Raw genomic sequence first — 22,757 nt, forward strand, 5'->3', positions numbered from 1 at the left:
TAATAATCCGTAAGCTTATGTACACCTTTTCCCCCGATGCAAGTCGGGGGGAGAAACTTTCTAAAATAGTAAATAAAACAAATTTCTTTATCTCAGTATGTCAAGATATTGTGTAATGTTGTTCCCAATAGTGGGAATACCCATTGCAAAACGACCTTAAGGTGGTTATTGCGGCGGGGCTCACCTCTTCCCATCCCGAACAGAGTAGTTAAGCCCGCCTGCGCAGATGGTACTGCAGTTATGTGGGAGAGTATGTCGTCGCCTTTCTTTTGAAAAACCCTATTCCAATACGGAATGGGGTTTTTTGGTTTATGGAAAGTTTTTACCTCTTTTGAGAATAGACTTTGTTTTTTGAATAGGTTTGCTTTAATTTACTTTATTAAAACGCATTAAATAAAATCGAAAACTAATAACGACTTTCTAACCTAAATAGCTTTGTGGTTGTAACTTTGTTGAATATGAATAGAATAAAAAAGTTCTTGTTTTCTTTCACTCTGAAAGTGTTGTTTTTTACGCTTTTCTTTAGTGTTGCCTATTCACAGTACGTTTTTAAAAATGATACCGTAGTTGATGAAATTTCGTTGCATCCATACACTACGATTGTGGATGTTGGTCAAAGAAATCTAGATATCAATTTTGTAAGGGCCAATTTCAATTCCTTGAAACCTACAAAATTAATAACTGAAAATGATGACCTAGGTTTTACACAGAATAATTTCTGGACACTTACAGAACTTAAAAATCCAACTAATCGTTCATTGGTTTATTATTTGGAAACGGCTCGTCCTATAACTGATTTGGTAGAACTTTATTCGGTGAATGTCTCTACCGATAGTATTAGCAAACAAGTTAGCGGTGACAATATCCCTTATTTACAGCGAAGTTTTGATAGTCGTAAAACTATTTTTAAACTTGAAATAGCTCCGAAATCAAGTTTGAAATTGTTTTTACATCTTCGAAGTGATGGGGAAGTAATCAAGATACCAGTAAAGTTATATTCTTCTGAAAAATTTATAAAACAAATCTCAAAAGAGCAGTTAATTTTTGGCTTTTTTTATGGGATTTTGGCCATTGTTTCTATTGTTTATTTTTTCTTCTTTTTTGCTTTACGCGAAAAAATATTTTTGTATTATAGTTTGTATGTTGTTTTTGTTGGCTTGTTGCAATTTTCCTTGGACGGTTTTTTCTTCCAATTTATTACACCTTTCGGTGGCTGGTTTTCAAATCATGCCGTATTGTTTATTGCCATTATTGCGGTTTTTTTATCGGGTAAATACAGTGAGTTGTTTTTGAATATTAAAACCAACAGCAAGAAAATTTATTTTCTGTTTAACATAGCTTATGGATTGTTGCTTTTGTTGCTTTTGTTCGTGATTTTTATTCCTTCTTTTTTGTTGTTTTCCTATATTTTGGTCAATGTGTTGACACTGTTGTTTTTAATTTTGATTGTCTTTTCCATAGTTTATTTATATTACAAAAGAAAGCCTGTTGACACTTACTTCTCTGTTGGTATTTTGTTTTTAATTTTAGGTTTTGGAATATTTATTTTATACAATTTAGGGTTAATACCTGTTACCTTTTTTACCCAAAATAGTTCGAAATTGGGAACAGGTTTGGAAGTTATTTTTCTTTCGCTTTCAATGGCTAATTTGATTCGAAATCTGAAAAACGAAAAGAATGAACTCAATCGTTTGGCTTTGGTACGTTCAGAAGAAATGAATGAATTGAAGTCTTATTTTTTATCAAATATTAGTCACGAATTGCGAACACCTTTGAATGCTATCTTGAATTTGACGGATTCTATCGCTAACAAAACAGATAGCAAAAAAATCAAAAAAAATTGTGATGTCATAAAAGATTCTTCACTGAGTTTGTTGAGTTCAGTCAATGATATTCTTGACTTTTCCAAAATTGAGAAAGGAGAACTAAGATTGGAAAGCGTGTCATTCAGTCCCGTTAAAATTCTTAAAAGTTTAAAAAACAACGTGCGCAGCAATTCGGAAGACAAGGGGTTGGAATTTCAATTTTCAAAATCAGATTCGATTCCTGAGTCATTAATTGGCGATCCATCCCGATTTGCACAAGTGGTGAATAACGTGTTGAATAATGCGGTTAAATTTACTTCGAAAGGATTTGTGAGATTTGAGGTCGATTGCCAAATAAAATCCGATAATCGTGTCAGTTTGATACTAAAGGTTTCTGATAGTGGAATTGGAATTTCTAAAGATAAATTAGACACTATTTTTGAATCATTTTCGCAAAATGATGTTAATGATAAACGCAAATTTGGAGGTCTTGGTCTAGGTCTTTATATCGTTAAGACTTTGGTGGATATGCAGAACGGCTCGATTATGATGGACAGTAAAATCAATGAAGGCACCACTTGTATCATAACGCTTGACTTTGATATACCTCCACAACAGGAAATACCGGTAGGCGTTTCTGAACCAATGGTTTTTGATTTGAAAGAAAAATCTATTTTGGTGGTCGAAGATAATTCAATAAATCAGATGGTGATTAAAATGATTACCAAAAAATGGCTCAATACGACTGTAGTATTTGCCAATAACGGCAAGGAAGGTTTGGATGCACTTAAATCAAATCACTTTGACATTATTTTGATGGATCTTCAAATGCCGATTATGGACGGATACGAAGCCACTATTGCCATTCGAAATGGGGAAGTGGGAGAAGATAATAAAAATATCCCTATCATTGCCGTGACTGCCGACGTGATGGAAACAACAAAAGAACGCGTCAAAGAAATAGGAATGAATCATTATATATCCAAACCAATTAAAAATGAAATCTTGTATGAGGCAATAATAAATTTGGTTTAATTGGGACGCTATACTGAATCGCGATAATATTTGCAAATTCCATTAATTGGACATAGTTCACACTTAGGTTGTGGCCGACAAATTTCCCTTCCCAAAAACGAAATTGCCATACCGATTTCTTCCCAAATTTCCTTTGGCAACACTTGCATCAATTGTTTTTCGACTTTGATTCCGTCTTTTGATTCCTGGATTAATCCTATTCTGGGAGCAACTCGGATGACGTGTAAATCGGCAATAATTCCCTCTACAGGAACATTGGCTTCGTGCATAATGACATTGGCGGATTTTCGTCCAATTCCTTTCAGGGCGGTTAATCCGTCCATCGTCAGCGGAATATTTTCGTCTTTTTGGAGGATTTGTGCAATTTCTATTAGCCAATTGGCTTTGGTACCAAAATTCCTGACTTTAGAAATATGGGGAATTAATGCTTCTACATTCGAAACAGCAAGGCTTTCCATATTGGGATATACTTCAAATAGAGTAGGAGCAATTTTATTGATATTGGCATCAGAATCTTGGGCGGAGAGCACAACCATTACCATTAATTGGTATAAATTATGATAGTCCAGCGGATGTTTTCGTCCTTTGTATTTAGTTAGAATTGGCTCTAATTTCTCAGCCCAATCATTTGAGGGTTCAAATAAATTCATCATTGGTTTTTTAATTTTTACAAAAAAAATACTGCTAGTTCCCTTGTTGTGTTTGGGAACTAGCAGTATAAAATTAAGATAAAATAACTAATTGTTTGTTTTTACTTTTATGAATTCTTCCAGTACTGTGGTTTTGTATCCGTGGTTCTTTGAAACCAGTAGTCCTGGGTTACTTTGTGTCCGTCAAGGGTTTTCATTTTTCTTTCGAAAATCCAGATTGTGGGATTGAAAACCATATCGGTTACGGCCACTGTATATAATTGAGGATCTTCTTCTGCTTTTTTCTTTTCTTCTTCGAGTACAACTTCAAAACCGTTGTGTTCCAAGAGTTGTTTCAAGAAATCTTTTCGAGCTTCGTCAACGCCTTTTTCGACAAAAGTGACTCTTGTTTCTCCAATGCTTCCAAATGAATGTTTTCCGTCTAATGATGCCATAACTTATTTATTAAAAACGTTGCTTAATTCAAAAATGTAATCGTATAATGGACTGTATAAACCAAGAACCAAAATACCCAAAACAGTGATTACTAATCCCAATCTCATATAGATTTTGCTCTTGAAAAACGGAATTGGATTCTCGCTTTTTCTGATGAACATTGCTCTTACCACCAATAAATAATAGTAAAGAGAAATGGTTACGTTGACCACTGCCAAGAAAACCAATAGATAAAGACCTTTGCTTGCTGCTGCTGCAAATAAGAAAAACTTACCGAAGAAACCTGCAACAGGTGGAATTCCCGCCAAGGAGAACAAAGCCAACATCAGTACGAGACTCAAGTTAGGATTTGTCCTGTATAAACCATTGTAGTCATCCATATTCTCTTTTCCGGTTTTCAAGGAAATGGCTTGTACCACTCCAAAAGCAGCCAAATTCGTGAATACATAAACCAGTACAAAGTAAACAACAGTTGCTGTTCCTAATTGTGTTCCGGAAATTAATCCCAATAAAATGAAACCGGCTTGTGCTATGGATGAAAAGGCCAAGAAACGTTTCATATTCTTTTGGCGTAAAGCAAACAAGTTACCAATGAACATGGTGGCAAGCGCTATCACATAAACGATGTTTTCCCAAACGTGCATCAATGGTTTTAGAACCGTAAACAATAAAATCATCAAAATAAATGCGGCTGCACCTTTTGAAATTACCGATAAATAAGAGGCAACTCCAATTGGAGCACCTTCGTAAACGTCAGCTGTCCAAAAATGGAATGGGACCAAGGAAATTTTGAATGCCAATCCGGCAAAAAAGAGTATGAAACCCAAGATTGTCAAGTTGGTTGTAGTGATTACTCCAATAATGTCAGCAAAATAAATGGAGCCTGTTGCCGCATACAACAACGAGATTCCAAACAAAGAAACTCCCGATGCCAATCCTGCCGAAAGGATGAATTTAACACCCGCTTCGCTCGAAATTCTTTTCGATGTTTCCCAAGCTACCAATGCTGCCACCGGCAAAGTTGATAATTCCAATCCAATATAAAACATTAGAAAATCTCCTGCCGAAATCATGAAGTACATTCCTAAAAGTGAAGAAAATAGCAACATGAAAAACTCGGTTCCTTTATTCAAGGGCACCATTTTTTCTTGAATCCAATCGGCTGATTGAAGCAAGACTATTAATACACCAACATTAAGGGCGTTTTTAAAGAAGTGAATTAGGGTATTCGTGCGAAACATTCCTCCAAATACGCTGCTTTCTTCTATGGCAAAAAAGCCAATGATAGTGTGGATGCCAAATAGAAACAAGGCCAAATGTACGATGCTTCCTTTTTTGTCTTTATGTATGAAAATTTCGCCCACAATCAACAATAATAGTATTGCCAATAGGAAAATTTCTTGTCTCATTGCGATAAAACTGTTCAAATTCATTTTCTTTATTTTATAAATGATTTAATACTCCTTGAATAAACGGTTGGACACTTTCCATTGTCATATCGCTCAACCAAAGCGGTGCCACGCCCATACCAATCATGGGAATTAATAGCAACATTATGCCTGTTACCTCGAACCAAGTTACTTTTGGCAAGTCTAAAAATTCAGTGTTTTTTACTGGTCCCATTAACATAATTCCGAGAACACGCAGGATGTAAACTGCCGTTACCACAATTGCCGAAACGGAAATTACGGTGGCTACTCTATAAAACATTTCTTCGTGTTGGAATGCACCAACAAAAATGTTCATTTCGGCAATGAAACCACTAAAACCAGGCAATCCCAATGAAGCCAAACCTGCAATTACATAAATCACGGAGATGAATGGCATCACTTTTAACAAACCTCCCAATTTGGTGATGTCTCTAGTATGAGTTCTTCCGTAAATCATTCCGATCAAGGCGAAGAATAAGGCTGTCATAAATCCGTGGGAAAGCGATTGTAGAATGGCTCCGTTCCAAGCGGTTTTATTCAACATCAGTAAAGCGAACAACACCATTCCCAAGTGGCTCACGGAAGAATAGGCATTGATGTATTTTAAATCGGTTTGTTTCAAGGCACCAAAGGCACCATAAATTACTCCAATCGCGGATAATATAATGAAAAACCAAGACCATTCGATAGCACCCAATGGCAATAAAAACATGGCGATTCTGAAAACACCATAACCACCTAATTTCATTAAAACTCCCGCATGCAGCATTGATACTGCCGTTGGCGCCGAAGCGTGACCATCAGGAGACCAAGTATGAAAAGGGAATAATGCGCCAAGAACGGCAAAGCCAACAAAAGTCAAAGGGAAAAATAATTTTTGGGCTTCGAATGGAATGTTTACTTTGGCAATTTCCAAAATATTGAAGGTTAAAGCACCTCCGTCGGCATTGGAATTGAAATAAATTCCCAAAATACCTACCATCAAAACTGCCGAAGCTCCCATTAACATTAAAGTTAATTTCATTGCCGAATATTCTTTTGGTCCAGAACCCCAAATACCAATTAACAAATACATTGGTATCACGGCTATTTCATAGAAAACCAGCATAGTGAACAAATCGATTGAAATGAAGAATCCGTAAACACCAGTGGCCAAAACCAATAGCGAAACAAAAAATTCTTTGGGTAAATCGTCCGTTTTCCAAGAGATAAAAACTCCTGCCAAAACAACAATTGCGGTCAACAACAATAAAGCTACTGAAATACCGTCAACTCCAATTGCATAATGGATATTGAAATTTTCAAACCAAACCGTATCTTGTGTAAAAAGCATGACGCTTTTGTTGACGGCTCTTTCTTTAAAGTATGCAAAAAGTAAATTGATAGCCATTCCTAGTTGAATGAAACTCCCAACCATTGAAATAATTCGTGCCTGTTTTAATCCTTTGGATAAAACCAAAGCTAAAAGGGTGAGTACAGGTACAATTACAAAAAGTGATAAAATATCCATATTAATTTATTGTTATGTCCATAAATAAATGAAAACCAAAGCGACAACTACAACTCCCGAAACAAAAAACATTGCGTAATCTTGTAACCTTCCGGATTGCAATCCTTTTATTTTTTCGGAAATTAGAACCGTTTTGTTTCCAATGCCTTCCATCGTTCCGTCCACATATTTCTTGTCGAATTTGGCTATTGGAGCCGAAATTAGATTGAAAATGATTTTCTTGGTAATAAACATGTAGATTTCGTCGAAATAGAATTTATGATAGGTCCATTTGTAAAACATTCCAAATCCATTGGCAAATCTTTCGGCCAAATCATTTTCTTTTTTATAGAAAACCCAAGCCAAAATGATTCCGGTTAAACCTGTTCCAACAGCTGCGGCAGCCAAAGGCAAGTTTAAATGGGCTTCGAATCCCACTTTGTCAGCAGTAATGAATTCGCTGAAAGGAATAAAACCTGCCACAATACTCATAAGAGCCAAGAACAATAACGGAAATGCCATTGACATTGGTGATTCGTGAGGCGGGTGATGGTATTTGGTTTCCTTGCCCCAAAAGATTCCAAAATAAAGTCGGAACATATAAAAAGCTGTTAATCCCGCCACAAAAAGTCCAACGAAATAAAGCAATTGATTTTTCTCGAAAGCGGCCACCAAGATTTCGTCTTTACTCCAAAATCCTGCAAACGGTGGAACTCCAGCAATTGCCAAAGCCGCAATCAAGAACGTAATATTGGTAATCGGCATGTACTTGCGCAAACCGCCCATATCTTTCAAGTAATTGCTGTGAACCGCATGAATCACGGAACCTGCACCCAAGAATAACAAGGCTTTGAACATGGCGTGGGTAAATAAATGGAACATCGACGCCATATAACCAACGCCTTCGTGACCTTTATAACTTGAAACTCCCAAAGCCAACATCATATAACCAATTTGAGACATGGTCGAAAAGGCCAAAACTCGCTTGATATCGGTTTGAGTGAGGGCAATAATTGCCGCAAACAAGGAAGAAAATGCTCCCACATAAGCCACAATATTCAAGGCAAATCCATCTTCAACAAAATAATACATCGGGAATAATCGCGCTACCAAATAGACTCCAGCCACAACCATTGTTGCTGCGTGAATTAATGCAGAAACCGGTGTTGGTCCTTCCATCGCGTCCGGTAACCAAATATGTAACGGGAACATTGCTGATTTTCCAGCACCTCCCATAAATATTAATAATAACGACCAAGTAACCACGGATAATCCCATAAAGGAAGAAGCTCCCCATTGCATGAGCAATCCTTCGCCTTCAGGATTGACGGCGTTCAAAGTTTGAAAATCGAAAGTGCCAGCGTAATAGCCCACAATCAAAATGCCTATCAAGAAGCCAAAATCGGCAAAACGAGTCACGATAAAAGCTTTTTTGGCTGCAGCGACCGCCGAAGTTTTGGTGTAATAATATCCAATCAACAAGAAGGAGGAAACCCCCACCAATTCCCAGAAAATATAGATTTGGAAAAGGTTTGTTGCCAATACCAAGCCAAGCATGGAAAAGGAAAACAGCGATAAGTAGGCAAAAAATTTGGTGTAACCGTCATCGCCTTTCATATAACCGCGACTATAAATATGCACCATCAAGGAAATTGTTGTTACCACGATGAGCATCATCACGGATATTGGATCAACCAGGATTCCCATATCGATATGCAAAGTGTCGGTGAAATTCATCCATGGAGTTTTTTCGACAAAAGTTTGGTAAACGCCATCTACTTTTCCAAAAAGGAAAAAGTATTGGTAAGCTGCATAATACGAAAGCGCAGCCGAGATTGATAATCCCAAAACGCCAATATATCCAGAAACGGCCGGTTTGATTTGTTGGTTAAAGATTCCCAAAAGCAAAAAAACTGCCAGTGGAATTAACGGAATAAATAGTATATAAGAGATGTCCATATTTTCAGAATATTAATACTTCATAATTTCAGTGTCCTTCACTTCCACAGAGCTAATTTGTCGGTACAGATTAATTATGATTGCAACGGCAAGTGCAGTTTCGGCGGCAGCCACGGCAATAATAAAAATCGAAAAGAAAACGCCTTGCAACACGTCTGGATATAAATATTTGTTGATGATAACAAAGTTTATCGCCGAAGCGTTTAAAATTAATTCGAGAGAAATTAAAATAGAAATCAAGTTTTTTCTCGTAATAAACCCATAAATACCTATAAAAAACAGAATAGAGGTAAGGGTAAAAATTTCATAAATGCTAATTCCGGCTATCATAATGTGTCGTCGTTTTTAGTTAGTTTGTCTCCTTTTCCAATGATGATGGCTCCAATCATGGCGGCCAATAACAAGATACTGATTACTTCAAAAGGTAAGATGAATCCACCTGCTTCGTAGCTTAAAAGTCCCATTCCAATATCTTCAACAGTCGTGGATTTGTAATTTTCGACAACAATAAAATCAGTTGAATAAATGGTGGCCAAGAAAATGCCCAAGCCAATCAAACAAACCAATCCGGTTAGTAATTTTTTGGACAATTTTGCCATTTCCAGTTCCATTTCGATATGGTGAACCAAAAGCACAGAGAAAATGACCAACACAATAATTCCTCCTGCGTAAACCGTCAACTGGACGGCAGCCAAGAAATTATAATCAATCAAAAAGTAAATTCCCGCCACACCAATGAGTACAAAGAGTAGATAAATAACTGATCGAAGCATTTGGCGACTCGTTACAGAAGCAATTGCGAAAACAATCATTATCAATGCCAAGATATAAAATATAATTTTTTCCATAAGATTAATCTTCTACACCAGGCAGTACTTTCGAACCTGGTTTGTTTAAAACTCTAGTGAGGTATGTTCTGTCGTAAACGGAATTTTCAAAATTCTGCGCCCATTTGATAGCATCGGTAGGACAGGCTTCAATACATAGACTACACATGGTACACATTCCTAAATGGTAAATATGTTGGTCTATCATTTTTTTCTTTTTGCCTGTTTCAGGATCAATTTGTCTGTCCCAAATGATTTCGATACTTCCGTTAGGACAAGCTAATTCACATTTTTGGCAACCCGTGCAACGGTGCATATTGTTTTCGTCGTGAGGCATAACTACTTCGCCGCGGAAACGTTCGAACATTTTTAAAGTGTCTCGATTATCGGGATATTGCTGTGTAATGGCACCTTTTCTGGAATGTAAAAAGTACTTTCCGGTCACACTCATTCCCGTAAGAAGTGTTTTTACCGCATTGTATATATCTGAAAAATAACTCATAATTATTAAAATTTAATGGTTAATCCAAGCAAGACCATTAATGCCATCAAAACCAAGTTCATTAAGTTTAAAGGAAGTAAATATTTCCATTCCAATACCAGAAGTTGGTCAATTCTTAATCTTGGAAATGTCCATCTGAACCACATCATTAAAAATACGAGCACCAATGTTTTTGCCAAAAACCAAAACACGCCCAGTAATGGAATGGATTCCGTTATTCCAAAAGGAGATAAATAGGCTCCAAAAAATACTGTTGTGGCAATTGCCGAGATGATAAACATATTAATGAATTCAGCCAAGAAGAAATAGGCAAACTTCATTCCCGAATATTCGGTGTGGAAACCGGCACCCAATTCTGATTCGGCTTCCACTAAGTCAAAAGGAGCTCTGTTCGTTTCTGCAGTTCCGGCAATCATGTAGATGCAAAAAGCGATAATCGCAGGAATATGTCCTTGCACGATGAGCCAGCCGCTTTTTTGCACTTCGACAATTTGCGAAAGCTGTAAAGAACCCGTCATTACCACCATTGTCAACAAGGATAATCCAACTGATAATTCGTAACTAATGGTTTGGACACCGCTTCGCATTGCACCAATCAAGGAAAACTTGTTGTTGCTGCTCCAACCTGCCAATAAAATTCCGATAACTCCAATAGAAGATATGGCGGTCAAGAAGAAAATACCAATATTAATGTCAAAGGCTTGAAATTCTTTCGAAAAAGGGAAAAGAGATAATGCCATCAAGGCGGTGACGATAACAAAATAAGGAGCCAAATTGTATAAAAACTTGTCGGCTTTTACGGTAACGGTCAACTCTTTGGAAACTAATTTTAGAGCATCGGCCATTGTTTGTAATAAACCTTGATAACCAACCCTGTTTGGGCCCAAACGCAATTGAAACCAAGCAGCAACTCTTCTTTCAAGTAAAACCAAGTATAAACCGGCAACTGCAAAAATAGCGAGGTAAACAACGGCTATCAATACCATTTCCACAATACTTGCCGTGGCTTCTGGCATAAGGCTAAAAAGCCATTCGTGAATATTTTTTGTAATGTTCATAGAATTAATTTTATCGGTCGATATCAGGGATTACAAGGTCTAAAGTCGCCATGGTTGCTACTAAATCTCCAATTTTTCCTCCTACGGCGATGTGATTTAATAAAGATAAATTTGAGAATCCTGGCGAACGGAATTTCATTCGATACGGATTTTTTGTCCCCGTACTGTTGATATAAACACCTAATTCTCCTCTGGCAGTTTCTACTTTTTCGTAATATTCTCCTTCTGGTAATTTAATTACGGCATTGGTAGCCACTTTAAATTCTCCTTCTGGAATATTGTCAATTAATTGTTCGATTATTGACAGTGATTCCCACATTTCCATAACCCTGACTTGGTATCGGGCAAAAGTATCGCCTTCTGTTTTCAAGACTTCGTTGAATGTTACTTTATCGTAAGCGCTGTAAGAATGGTGTTTTCTTACATCGCAAGAATAGCCGGAAGCACGGCCAACTGGGCCAGAAGCTCCAAAAGATATCGCATCTTCTTTGGATAAAATTCCAATGCCTTTCATCCTTTTTTGGAAAATAACATTTCCGGTTAAAAGCGTGTCGTATTCAGGTAATTTTGTTTTGAAATGGGCGATGAATTCTTTCGTTCTTTTTACAAAATTCGGGTGAATGTCAAACATTAATCCGCCGGGAATATTGTAATTCATCGTCAAACGTGCGCCACAAGTTTCTTCAAAAATATCGTTGATCATTTCGCGATCCCTGAAACCGTAGAAATACGTTGTCAAAGCGCCAACGTCCATTCCCATAACGCCCCACCACAATGTATGGGAAGCAATTCGGGTCAATTCGTCAACGATGGTGCGAATGACTTTCACCCGATCCGGAATTTCTAATTGAAGAGCCTTTTCCACAGTTAGACAGACTGCTTCGTTGTTGATGTGCGAAGAAAGATAATCCATCCTATCTGTCAAATGCACAATTTGCTGGTAGCTGTCTCGTTCACACATTTTTTCGATGGAACGGTGGATGTATCCTAAATCCGGTTCCACTTTTTTGATTATTTCACCGTCAATGGTCAACAGCAAACGCAAAACACCGTGTGTTGCCGGGTGCTGTGGTCCCATATTGATAAAATATTCTTCGGATTTAAAGTTGTTGGTTATTGTTGTATCCATTTTTACTTATTTGATAACCATGTTAATTTCATCTACGTAATCTTTTCTTAGCGGAAACCCATCCCATTCTTCGGTCAAAAAGAGTCTTTTTAGATTAGGATGATTGGTGAATTTTATTCCAAAGAAATCAAAAACTTCCCTTTCGTGGAATTCAGCAGTACGCCAAATATCACAAACCGTGTCGAATGTCGGGTTTTTCCGGTCCTCGGTTTTTACTTTTACAACCAGTTGATGTCTGTGGGTTGTAGATTCTAGATGATAAACAACACCCAATTCTTTGCCCCAATCCATACCAGTCAAGCAAAACAAATAATCGAAATTCGTTTCGGAATTGCTTTTTAATTGCGTCATTAATTGGTGAAGTTGTTCGGAGGGAACGGTGATGTTTAAAAATTGGGATTTTTCTTCGGTAAATTCTAATTCGGGAATCCAGGTGCTTATTAAATTTTGTAATGCTTCGTTAGTCATAACTTTTTTAGTTTTATAGTCCTTCATCAAACCCGTCGATAGGGAATACTTTATTTTTCATGCTTTCATTACGTATTTTGGCTTGAAGCATCAACATTCCTTCCAATAAAGCTTCAGGACGAGGCGGACAACCCGGAACATAAACATCCACGGGAATTACGTGATCGGCTCCTTTTACGACGGAATACGAATTATAAAAGAATGGACCGCCAGAAATGGCGCAAGCTCCCATAGCAATTACGTATTTTGGTTCGGCCATTTGATCGTACAAACGACGTAAAGCCGGTGCCATTTTGTTGACAATTGTTCCTGCAATGATAATTAAATCGGCTTGTCTTGGCGAAGGTCGTGCCACTTCAAAACCAAATCTTGAATAATCATGACGGGCGGCTCCAGTTTGCATCATTTCGATAGCGCAACAGCTGGTTCCAAAATAAAGGGACCAGAGTGAATTGGAACGTCCCCAATTGATGATTTGATCTAATGATGTAACGATTACATTCGCTCCATTTCCTGCAGGAATTACTTTTCCAGGAAAATCTGCCGGTATTTCAGGCGTGTTGTTTACTCCCATTTTAATGCTCCTTTTTTCCAAGCGTAGGCCAAGCCTAAACCTAATATTACTAGAAATATGATAATTTCGACAAAGGCTACCATTCCAATTTTTTGGAAAACGACCGCCCAAGGTATCAAAAATGCTACCTCGACATCAAAAACCAAGAACAAAATGGCATACAAGTAGTAGCCAACCTTGAATTGAACCCAAGTTGGGCCAATGGTCGTCATACCACTTTCATACGGTTCCCGTTTTTGTGTATTGTCTGATTTTGGTGAAATTAAATTTGATAAAAAATTGGCACCAGCGACCAGAACGATGCCGGCTAACAAGAAAACTATAATTGCTTCTGAACCCATACTTATTATTTTTATTCGTTTGTTTTAAAATGCAAATTTATGTTAATAAATCTACTTATCCCATAGGATAATAAATTTTACTATTAAATTAATTTTTATTTCACTTCATAGGTTTCACCCGAGAAGAATAAATCATCGGTTTTTGTGAAATTGGAGTTGGCTTTGACTTGTGCAGTCAAGGCATCTTCTCTTTCTTCCAGAGTAACGTCATCAAAACTTCTGATAACTCCGGTTGCCAATGGATATTCCATTCGAACCAACATGTAATGAAGTGTTGGATCTTTTTCTTTGGCATTGTGTACCAAAAGATCTTCCTGAGTAATTCCGTTTTCGCCAATGGTTACGACTTCTAATTTCAATCCTTTTAGAACCAATCCTTTGTCCCGATTTTTACCAAAAATCATTGGTTTTCCGTGTTCAAGATAGATTTGCTTGTCTTCTTTTACGTCTTTATCTGTAAGATGATTGAAACATCCGTCATTGAAAATCACGCAATTTTGTAATACTTCGATTAAAGAAGTTCCTTTAAATTGATGGGCTTCGGTAAAAATTTGTCCCATTTCTTTTGGACTTCCACCACCAACTCTGGCAAAAAACCGAGCTTGAGCTCCCAATGCCAATTCTCCGGGAGAAAAAGGAGGTTGTGTATTTCCGTAAGGAGAAGATTTTGTTTTTTGTCCAATCAATGATGTTGGAGAAAATTGTCCTTTGGTCAACCCGTAAATCTCATTGTTGAATAAAATGATGTTTAAATCGATATTTCTACGCAAAACGTGGATAAAATGGTTCCCACCAATGGCCATTGCATCACCATCACCCGTTGCAATCCAAACGCTTAAATTGGGATTGGCCAGTTTTACACCTGAAGCAATTCCGGGTGCTCTACCGTGAATACTGTGAATTCCATACGAATTAATATAATATGGAAAACGTGAAGAACATCCAATTCCAGATACGAAAACCACATTTTCTCTGGCAACGCCCATTTCAGGAAGGACTTTTTGCATGGTACGTAAAATTACGTAATCATCACAACCCGGGCACCATCTTACTTCTTGATCACTTGTAAAATCTTTAGAAGTATATTTTTTTTCAGCTGTAGTTTCCATAATTATACTAGTTCTTTAAATTTTTGAATTAGATCGTCGTTTGCAAATGGCAATCCTTGTACTTTGTTGAATTGTAAAAATTCAAATTGGTTGTGTTTGATTTTTAAAATACTGGCAAATTGTCCGCTGTTTAATTCGCAAACAAGAATTTTCTTGAATTTGGACAAAATTTCCTCAGTATTTTTTGGCATTGGATTGATGTAATTGAAATGCGCAAAACCAATGTTTTTATACCCTTCTTCATTCATTTGTTTCGCCGCTGAGTGTAAAGAACCATAAGTTCCTCCCCATCCAACGATCAATAAATCGCCTTCACTGGCAAATTCAGTTTCCAAGTCCGGTATATTAAATCTAACTCTTTCAATTTTTTCGGCTCTTATGGCGGTCATTCTTTCGTGGTTCATTGGCTCATAAGAAATGTTGCCGGTAACCGCGTCTTTTTCTAGACCACCAATTCTGTGTTCCAATCCTGGAGTTCCCGGAACGGCCCAATTACGAGCCAAGGTATTTTCATCTCTATCATAAGGATGCCAGTTTTCTTTGACTTCCGTAACCTTGTTGTTTTTAATTTCAGGCATTTCGGCAACGGTTTTAATTTTCCAAGGAGCTGAACCGTTTGCGATATATCCATCAGTCAATAAAATAACCGGAGTCATGTGTTCCAAGGCAAGTCTTGCTGCTTCATAAGCAAAGTTAAAACAGTTGGCTGGCGTACTTGCGGCAACAACTATTACTGGACTTTCGCCATTTCGACCATACATGGCTTGCAATAAATCAGATTGTTCTGTTTTTGTTGGCAATCCGGTTGAAGGGCCACCACGTTGAACGTCGACAACCACTAATGGCAATTCGGTCATAATGGCTAAACCAATGGCTTCTCCTTTTAATGCTAAACCTGGGCCTGATGTTGTGGTGATGGCTAAATCACCTGCAAAAGCGGCTCCAATTGCTGATGTAACACCCGCGATTTCATCTTCTGCTTGAAAGGCTTTTACGCCAAAGTGTTTGTGTTTTACCAATTCGTGCAATATATCCGTTGCTGGTGTTATTGGATAAGAACCAAGGAATAATTCCAAGCCAGATTTTTCGGCTGCTGCCAAAAATCCCCAAGCAGTAGCAGTGTTTCCCATAATAATTCTATAGGTTCCACTTTCCATTTTTGCTGGAGAAATCGTGTAGGAGTTAGGTATAAGTTCTAAAGTCTCGGCATAATAATACCCAGCATTCAATACTTTGGTATTGGCTTCTACAAGATTAGGTTTGGTTTTGAATTTTTTGTTAAAAAAGTCAATAGTATGGTCGGTTGAACGATTGTACATCCAATAAATCATTCCTAATGAAAACATGTTTTTGCTTCTGGAAATCGCTTTGTTGTCTAATCCTGCCACATCTTTTAGGGCTTCTTTGGTCAGCGATGACATGTCGACTTGAATCACTCTATAATTGTCAAGGCTTCCGTCTTCTAATGGATTTGTTTTATATTCTGCTTTTTCTAAATTCTTTTTTGAAAACGCATCAGTGTCAACTATTAAAGTATGACCCGGTTTTAAAGCGTATAAATTCGTTTTTAAAGCTGCTGGATTCATGGCAACCAATAAATCTACATTGTCACCAGGAGTGCTCACTTCTACGCTGCCTATGTGAACTTGAAATCCCGAAACACCATACAAACTTCCTTGTGGAGCTCTAATTTCGGAGGGATAATTAGGAAATGTGGCAATGTCGTTACCAAACATTGCTGAAGTATCAGAAAACTGGGTTCCAGTAAGCTGCATTCCGTCACCAGAATCACCAACAAATCGGATTACTACAGCTTCAAGGACTTCAGGTTGAAGTTTCGTTTTATTTGCAATCATAATTTTTAACGGGATTAAATTTTAAAATAGATTAATTGGGCAACTTTTTGATTTCCCAAAATTAATTTCACTTCTTGTAATAAAATATGACTTATATCATATAAAAGTAATAAAAAGACATTTAATTTTACACTATAATTATTAAATATATAAAACATGGCTATTATTATAACAGACGAATGTATCAATTGCGATGCATGTATTTCAGAATGTCCAAACAATGCAATTTACGAACCAGACACGAAATGGTCTTATTCTGATGGGACATCTTTAAAAGGAATTGTGAAAACACTTAAAGGAGCAGAAGTTGATGCAAGCGAGGAAAATGATCCTATTTCGGATGAATTTTTCTATATCGTTTCCGATAAATGTACAGAATGTAAAGGTTTCCACGATGAGCCACAATGTGCTTCCGTTTGTCCAGTAGATTGTTGTATTCTTGACGAGAATCATAAAGAAACAGAAGCTGAGTTGTTAGCTAAAAAAGCTTGGATGTACAACGAGTAGGTAAATGAATAAAAAAAGCTAAATTCCCGTTTTTTAAATGGTTTTTAGCTTTTTTTTAATCTTAAAATTAATGCTGTCGGTAATTTGCGGATGGAATAAATAGTGCAGATTCGAGATAGTTACAATAACTAATATAATGAATACAAAAAAATTTAAAAAACTAATTTGTGATGGTAACGAAGCTGTTGCCATTATTGCCCACAAAACGAACGAAGTCTGCGCTATTTACCCAATAACGCCCTCTTCGCCAATGGGTGAACACGCAGAACTCTACAGTTCTAAAGGACAAAAAAATATTTGGAATAATGTTCCAAGAATTGTCGAATTGCAAAGTGAAGGTGGTGCTGCAGGAACAGTTCACGGATCCTTGCAAGCAGGAGCATTGACTTCAACATTTACAGCCTCGCAAGGGTTATTGTTGATGATACCTAATATGTATAAAATTGCCGGTGAATTATTGCCTTGCGTGATACACGTTGCCGCTAGAACTGTTGCCACGCATGCTTTGTCCATTTTTGGCGATCACTCGGATGTGATGGCTTGTAGACAAACCGGATTTTCCATGTTGTTCGGAGGTTCTGTTCAGGAAGCACACGATTTTGCTTTAATTTCTCAAGTAGCCACGTTAAAAACGAGAGTTCCATTTTTGAATATTTTTGACGGTTTCAGAACTTCACACGAAATTTCGAAAATTGACGGTATTCCAGACGAAATCATTAGAGCCATGATGCCTGAGGATAAAGTAATGGAACACAGAAAAAGGTCTTTGGATCCAGATAATCCAGTTTTAAGAGGAACCACACAAAATCCTGATGTATTTTTCCAAGCAAGAGAAGCTTGTAATGTATTTTACGACAGAGTTCCTGGAGTAGTTCAGGAAACAATGGACGAATTCTACGAACACACCGGACGTAGGTATAATTTGTTTGATTATATAGGTCATCCAGAAGCGGAAAGAGTCATCATTGTCATGGGATCAGCTGAAGGTCCGGTAAAAGAAGCTCTTGACGTTATGTTGGCCGATGGTGAAAAAGTGGGAGTAATATTGGTTCGTTTGTTCAATCCGTTCTCCATTGCTGCTTTTGTTGATAAATTACCAAAAACTGTCCAAAAAATAGCCGTTTTAGATAGAACCAAAGAGCCAGGAAGCGTTGGCGATCCTCTTTATTTAGAAGTTGTGGCTGCATTGGTAGAAAGCGGAATCGAATTGCCAGTAATTGTTGCCGGTCGTTATGGTTTGTCTTCCAAAGAGTTTACTCCAGCGATGGTCAAAGGAATTTATGACGAGTTGTTGAACAAAAAACCGAAAAATCACTTTACCATTGGAATCAATGATGACGTGACTTTCAAAAGTTTGTATTATGACAACTCATTTGATACCAAAGCAACAACCATTAATTGCATGTTCTACGGGTTGGGATCTGATGGTACTGTTGGAGCAAATAAAAACTCCATCAAAATCATTGGTCAAACTACCGATAATTATGTTCAAGGTTATTTTGTTTATGACTCTAAAAAAGCCGGAGCACAGACTATTTCTCACTTGCGTTTTGGTCCAGATCCAATTAATTCCAATTATTTAGTTGACAAAGCCGATTTTATCGCCAGTCATAAATTTAATTTTATCGAGAAATTCAACATGACAGCCGACTTGAAACACGGTGGTACTTTCTTGTTGAATTCACCATATTCCAAAGACGAAATTTGGGACAAATTACCAGTCCAAATCCAACAAGGAATTATCGAAAAAGAAGCCAAGTTCTATGTGATTGATGCCACCAAAGTTGCTTTTGAAGCTAGTTTGGGAAAAAGAGCCAATACCATTTTGCAAACCTGTTTCTTCGCGATTTCTGGAATTTTGCCTAAAGACGAAGCCATTCAAAAAATTAAAGATGCCATCGTTAAATCGTACTCTCACAAAGGAGAAAAAGTGGTGAAAATGAACTTCAACGCGGTGGACAAAGCTTTGGAAAACCTATTTCAAGTGGATTATCCAAAAGTGGCTTCCAGCGAAAAACAATTGGCATCGGCAATGAAAAATGCGCCTGATGGGTTTGTTACTGAAGTGTTGGAAAAAATATTGGGTGGTTTTGGAGATGAACTTCCAGTGAGCGCCTTCTCGGTTGACGGAACTTTCCCTACGGGAACTTCCCAATTCGAAAAAAGCGGAATTGCTGATTTCATTCCAGTTTGGGACGACGAAAATTTATGTACACAATGTAATAAATGTGTCGCCATTTGTCCTCACGCTGCCATTCGTTCTAAAGTAGTTTCGAATGAAGAATTAGCCCAACTCCCAGGCACTTTAAAAAATGTTCCAGCCATAGGAAGACCTTTCTCCAAAGAAAATGAATCTTATATCTTGCAAGTTTCGCCGGAAGATTGTACCGGTTGCGACCTTTGCGTAGAGGTTTGTCCTGCGGTAAGCAAAGAGAAAGAAAACTTCAAGGCCATCAACATGCACAAGAAAATTGAGGTAGATGTTGAAGAGAACGTGAATTGGGATCATTTTGTAAAATTGCCTTATTATGACAGAACCGCTTTACAAATATCCAACGTGAAAGGAGCACAGTTCTTGGAACCATTGTTTGAATTCTCGGGAGCTTGTTCCGGTTGTGGTGAAACACCATATATCAAGTTGATTACACAATTGTATGGCGACAGTATGATGATTGCCAATGCAACAGGATGTTCGTCAATTTACGGAGGAAACTTGCCAACTACTCCATACAAGAAAAATGAATTTGGTAGAGGTCCAGCTTGGGCAAACTCACTTTTCGAAGACAATGCCGAGTTTGGTTTGGGAATGAAACTTGGTTTGACCAAAAAACAAGAAATAGCCGTTGACCTATTAAAATCATTGGAACCAATCATCGGAAGTGAACTTGTAGAAGCCATAATCAACAATACGGAAGAAACGGAAATTCTTAAAAAAGAGAAATTTGCCCAAATTGAAGCGCTTCAAGAAATATTGAATGCACATCCAAACAATGAAGATGCCAAAAAATTGAGCCAATTGACAGAATACCTACGCAAGAAAGCGGTTTGGATATTTGGTGGTGACGGTTGGGCTTATGACATCGGATACGGTGGAGTTGACCACGTTTTATCTACCGGAGAAGACATCAACATTTTGGTGATGGACACTGAGGTTTATTCGAATACTGGTGGACAAGCTTCCAAATCTACTCCTCTGGGAGCCAGTGCCAAGTTTACCATTGGTGGCAAGAAAACCAGCAAAAAAAGTATGGCACTTCAAGCGATTTCTTATGGTAATGTTTATGTAGCCCAAATTGCGATGGGAGCCAAAGATTTGCAATCTTTGAAAGCCATTCAAGAAGCGGCTGCTTATCCTGGTCCATCCTTGATTATTGCTTATTCTCATTGTGGAGAACACGGATACGAATTGAAAAATGCCATTTCTCAACAAGAAAAAGCCATCGATTCCGGTTATTGGCCACTCTTTAGATTCGATCCTTCACAACCAAAAGGAAAAAAATTCAAACTAGATTCTAAAGAACCAAGCATTCCTTTGAGCGACTTTATGTACAACGAAGCCCGTTTTACCAGAGTTCTTAAAGATAATGCCGAATTAGGAGCCGCTTTATTGGATCAAGCCCAAGAAGAAGTGCACACTAAATGGGAAAGATTGGAATTGTATAGAGATTTGTAGTTATTTGCAATGATTTATGAACTGCATTAAAAAGCAGGTGAATTAATAAATGGAAAGGCCTACTCGGGATTAAAAATCTTGGGTAGGTTTTTTTTAATTTATATTTTGTAACCAAAAAAAGATTCCTATTTCTAACTTGCCAAGAAAATCAAAATTATCTCAATTCCAAATTAGTTTTTTGTCAATTTATAATTGTATTTTTGCATCGTTTTTGCAAACAGAACAGCTTGCATTTTTACCAAACAACAACAACTACAAAACATTAGAATGAATCAAACGAAATATATTTTTGTCACGGGCGGAGTTACGTCTTCTTTAGGGAAGGGAATTATTGCTGCTTCATTGGCAAAATTATTACAAGCAAGAGGATATCGAACAACAATCCAGAAGTTTGATCCCTATATTAACGTCGATCCAGGAACATTGAATCCTTACGAACACGGCGAATGTTACGTTACCGATGATGGTGCTGAAACCGATTTGGATTTAGGACATTACGAGCGTTTCTTGAACGTTCCAACTTCTCAAGCGAACAATGTTACCACGGGTAGAATTTATCTTTCGGTTATTGAAAAAGAACGAAGAGGAGAATTCCTGGGAAAAACGGTTCAAGTTGTACCTCACATTACCAATGAAATCAAGGAAAGAATGCAATTGTTGGGGAAATCAGGCGATTTCGACATTGTAATTACCGAAATTGGAGGAACTGTAGGTGACATCGAATCGTTGCCTTACATTGAGTCGGTTCGTCAATTGGTTTGGGATTTGGGCGAAAACAATGCCATTGTCATTCACTTGACTTTGGTTCCTTATTTGGCCGCAGCCGGAGAATTAAAAACAAAACCAACCCAACATTCCGTTAAAACTTTGATGGAAAGCGGTATAAAAGCCGATATCTTGGTTTGTAGGACAGAGCACGAAATCTCGGATGAAATCCGCAATAAATTAGCCTTGTTTTGCAACGTTAAAAGAGAGGCCGTAATTCAATCCATCGATGCTTCAACGATATATGAAGTGCCAAATTTAATGCTGGAAGAAGGTCTTGATGTTGTGGCTTTAAAGAAATTAGATTTGCCTAAAAAAGCGGCTCCTGATTTAAAAAACTGGAACACGTTTTTACATCGATTAAAAAATCCAAAACATACCGTAAACATTGGTTTGATTGGGAAATACGTTGAATTGCAAGATTCTTACAAGTCTATTTTGGAAGCCTTTATCCATGCTGGCGCCGCCAATGAAACCAAAGTAAACGTGGTTTCCATTCATTCCGAATTTCTTGATGCATCAGATGTAGCCGAGAAATTTGCTGGTTTGGACGGAATTCTTGTTGCTCCAGGTTTTGGCGAAAGAGGAATCGAAGGAAAAATTGAGGCGGTTCGTTACGCCCGTGAAAACAACATTCCGTTTTTTGGAATTTGTTTGGGAATGCAAATGGCCATTATCGAATATTCAAGAAATGTCTTGGGATATGCCGATGCGAATTCAACCGAAATGAATCCGAATACAACACATCCAGTCGTCAACCTTATGGAAGAACAAAAAACCATAACAGACAAAGGAGGAACGATGCGTCTTGGAGCTTGGAAATGCAATATAAAACCAGATACTTTGGCTTATAAAATTTACGGAAGGGAAACTATTTCGGAACGTCATCGCCATCGTTATGAATACAATAACCATTATGTTGGCGAATTGGCAAAAGCAGGATTGAAATCTTCGGGTATAAATCCAGAAACTGGTTTGGTTGAAATCGTGGAATTGGAAAACCATCCTTTTTTCATTGGTGTTCAATACCATCCAGAATATAAAAGCACCGTGGAAAATCCGCATCCGCTTTTCGTGAATTTTGTGGCAGCAACCGTGAAAGCCAAGAAAAAACAATAACCTTTAAAGGAATAAATAACTTATAT

General features: G+C 37.6%; 19 protein-coding genes and 1 rRNA gene. 5 read left to right on the forward strand and 15 right to left on the reverse strand.

The window, feature by feature from the left end:
• The first annotated feature begins 157 nt into the window (after positions 1 to 157).
• Together rrf and C0430_RS02325 are read left to right on the forward strand one after the other, a co-directional pair.
• Positions 158 to 267 (forward strand): 5S ribosomal RNA (gene rrf, locus C0430_RS02320).
• A 191-nt stretch (positions 268 to 458) separates the two neighbouring features.
• A complete protein-coding gene (locus C0430_RS02325; protein WP_290865072.1) occupies positions 459 to 2,840 on the forward strand; it encodes a hybrid sensor histidine kinase/response regulator in 2,382 nt (793 codons plus the stop codon).
• Positions 2,841 to 2,848: 8 nt separating this feature from the next.
• Here C0430_RS02325 and nth read toward each other — a convergent pair whose 3' ends face one another.
• The 15 genes from nth to C0430_RS02400 all read right to left on the reverse strand — a co-directional run bounded on the left by nth (position 2,849) and on the right by C0430_RS02400 (position 16,667).
• Positions 2,849 to 3,493, reverse strand: coding sequence for an endonuclease III (gene nth / locus C0430_RS02330; protein ID WP_290865074.1), 645 nt, complete (start codon positions 3,491 to 3,493; stop codon positions 2,849 to 2,851).
• 104 nt (positions 3,494 to 3,597) lie between these two features.
• Positions 3,598 to 3,924: a hypothetical protein gene (locus C0430_RS02335; protein ID WP_290865076.1), complete on the reverse strand. Its 327-nt coding sequence runs from the start codon at positions 3,922 to 3,924 to the stop codon at positions 3,598 to 3,600.
• Positions 3,925 to 3,927: 3 nt separating this feature from the next.
• Positions 3,928 to 5,334 (reverse strand): NADH-quinone oxidoreductase subunit N, encoded by a 1,407-nt coding sequence (locus C0430_RS02340; RefSeq protein ID WP_290865078.1) that lies wholly within the window; start codon positions 5,332 to 5,334, stop codon positions 3,928 to 3,930.
• 34 nt (positions 5,335 to 5,368) lie between these two features.
• Complete coding sequence (locus C0430_RS02345; RefSeq protein WP_290865080.1) at positions 5,369 to 6,865, reverse strand: NADH-quinone oxidoreductase subunit M; 1,497 nt, start codon at positions 6,863 to 6,865, stop codon at positions 5,369 to 5,371.
• A 12-nt stretch (positions 6,866 to 6,877) separates the two neighbouring features.
• Positions 6,878 to 8,803: an NADH-quinone oxidoreductase subunit L gene (gene nuoL, locus C0430_RS02350; protein WP_290865082.1), complete on the reverse strand. Its 1,926-nt coding sequence runs from the start codon at positions 8,801 to 8,803 to the stop codon at positions 6,878 to 6,880.
• 12 nt (positions 8,804 to 8,815) lie between these two features.
• Positions 8,816 to 9,133, reverse strand: coding sequence for an NADH-quinone oxidoreductase subunit NuoK (nuoK, locus tag C0430_RS02355; RefSeq protein ID WP_194311957.1), 318 nt, complete (start codon positions 9,131 to 9,133; stop codon positions 8,816 to 8,818).
• Positions 9,130 to 9,651 carry an NADH-quinone oxidoreductase subunit J gene (locus C0430_RS02360; protein WP_290865087.1) on the reverse strand — a complete coding sequence of 174 codons (522 nt, stop codon included), beginning with the start codon at positions 9,649 to 9,651 and terminating at the stop codon, positions 9,130 to 9,132. The genes nuoK and C0430_RS02360 overlap by 4 nt, the downstream gene beginning before the upstream one ends.
• Before the next feature lie 4 nt (positions 9,652 to 9,655).
• Positions 9,656 to 10,132, reverse strand: coding sequence for a 4Fe-4S binding protein (locus C0430_RS02365; RefSeq protein WP_290865089.1), 477 nt, complete (start codon positions 10,130 to 10,132; stop codon positions 9,656 to 9,658).
• A 5-nt stretch (positions 10,133 to 10,137) separates the two neighbouring features.
• A complete protein-coding gene (gene nuoH / locus C0430_RS02370; protein WP_290865091.1) occupies positions 10,138 to 11,190 on the reverse strand; it encodes an NADH-quinone oxidoreductase subunit NuoH in 1,053 nt (350 codons plus the stop codon).
• A 10-nt stretch (positions 11,191 to 11,200) separates the two neighbouring features.
• Positions 11,201 to 12,319: an NADH-quinone oxidoreductase subunit D gene (locus C0430_RS02375; protein ID WP_290865093.1), complete on the reverse strand. Its 1,119-nt coding sequence runs from the start codon at positions 12,317 to 12,319 to the stop codon at positions 11,201 to 11,203.
• Between the two features lie 6 nt (positions 12,320 to 12,325).
• Positions 12,326 to 12,787 (reverse strand): NADH-quinone oxidoreductase subunit C, encoded by a 462-nt coding sequence (locus tag C0430_RS02380; RefSeq protein ID WP_290865095.1) that lies wholly within the window; start codon positions 12,785 to 12,787, stop codon positions 12,326 to 12,328.
• Between the two features lie 13 nt (positions 12,788 to 12,800).
• A complete protein-coding gene (locus C0430_RS02385; RefSeq protein WP_290865097.1) occupies positions 12,801 to 13,361 on the reverse strand; it encodes an NADH-quinone oxidoreductase subunit B in 561 nt (186 codons plus the stop codon).
• Positions 13,352 to 13,702 carry an NADH-quinone oxidoreductase subunit A gene (locus tag C0430_RS02390; RefSeq protein ID WP_290865099.1) on the reverse strand — a complete coding sequence of 117 codons (351 nt, stop codon included), beginning with the start codon at positions 13,700 to 13,702 and terminating at the stop codon, positions 13,352 to 13,354. The genes C0430_RS02385 and C0430_RS02390 overlap by 10 nt, the downstream gene beginning before the upstream one ends.
• Positions 13,703 to 13,797: 95 nt before the next feature.
• Positions 13,798 to 14,811, reverse strand: coding sequence for a 2-oxoacid:ferredoxin oxidoreductase subunit beta (locus C0430_RS02395; RefSeq protein WP_290865101.1), 1,014 nt, complete (start codon positions 14,809 to 14,811; stop codon positions 13,798 to 13,800).
• 2 nt (positions 14,812 to 14,813) lie between these two features.
• Positions 14,814 to 16,667, reverse strand: a complete 1,854-nt coding sequence (locus tag C0430_RS02400; protein WP_290865103.1) for a 2-oxoacid:acceptor oxidoreductase subunit alpha — start codon at positions 16,665 to 16,667, stop codon at positions 14,814 to 14,816.
• A gap of 156 nt (positions 16,668 to 16,823) precedes the next feature.
• Here C0430_RS02400 and C0430_RS02405 point away from each other — a divergent pair, with 156 nt between their 5' ends.
• From C0430_RS02405 to C0430_RS02415, 3 genes are all read left to right on the forward strand, one after another.
• On the forward strand, positions 16,824 to 17,174 hold the full coding sequence (locus tag C0430_RS02405; RefSeq protein WP_290865105.1) for a 4Fe-4S dicluster domain-containing protein: 351 nt from the start codon (positions 16,824 to 16,826) through the stop codon (positions 17,172 to 17,174).
• Between the two features lie 136 nt (positions 17,175 to 17,310).
• A complete protein-coding gene (gene nifJ, locus C0430_RS02410) occupies positions 17,311 to 20,847 on the forward strand; it encodes a pyruvate:ferredoxin (flavodoxin) oxidoreductase (RefSeq protein WP_290865107.1) in 3,537 nt (1,178 codons plus the stop codon).
• Positions 20,848 to 21,114: 267 nt separating this feature from the next.
• Entirely contained in the window at positions 21,115 to 22,731 is a 1,617-nt protein-coding gene (locus C0430_RS02415; RefSeq protein ID WP_290865109.1) for a CTP synthase, read from the forward strand.
• Positions 22,732 to 22,757 lie beyond the last annotated feature (26 nt).

Origin of the sequence: Flavobacterium sp. (assembly GCF_013823965.1) — a bacterium.
GTDB lineage: Bacteria > Bacteroidota > Bacteroidia > Flavobacteriales > Flavobacteriaceae > Flavobacterium.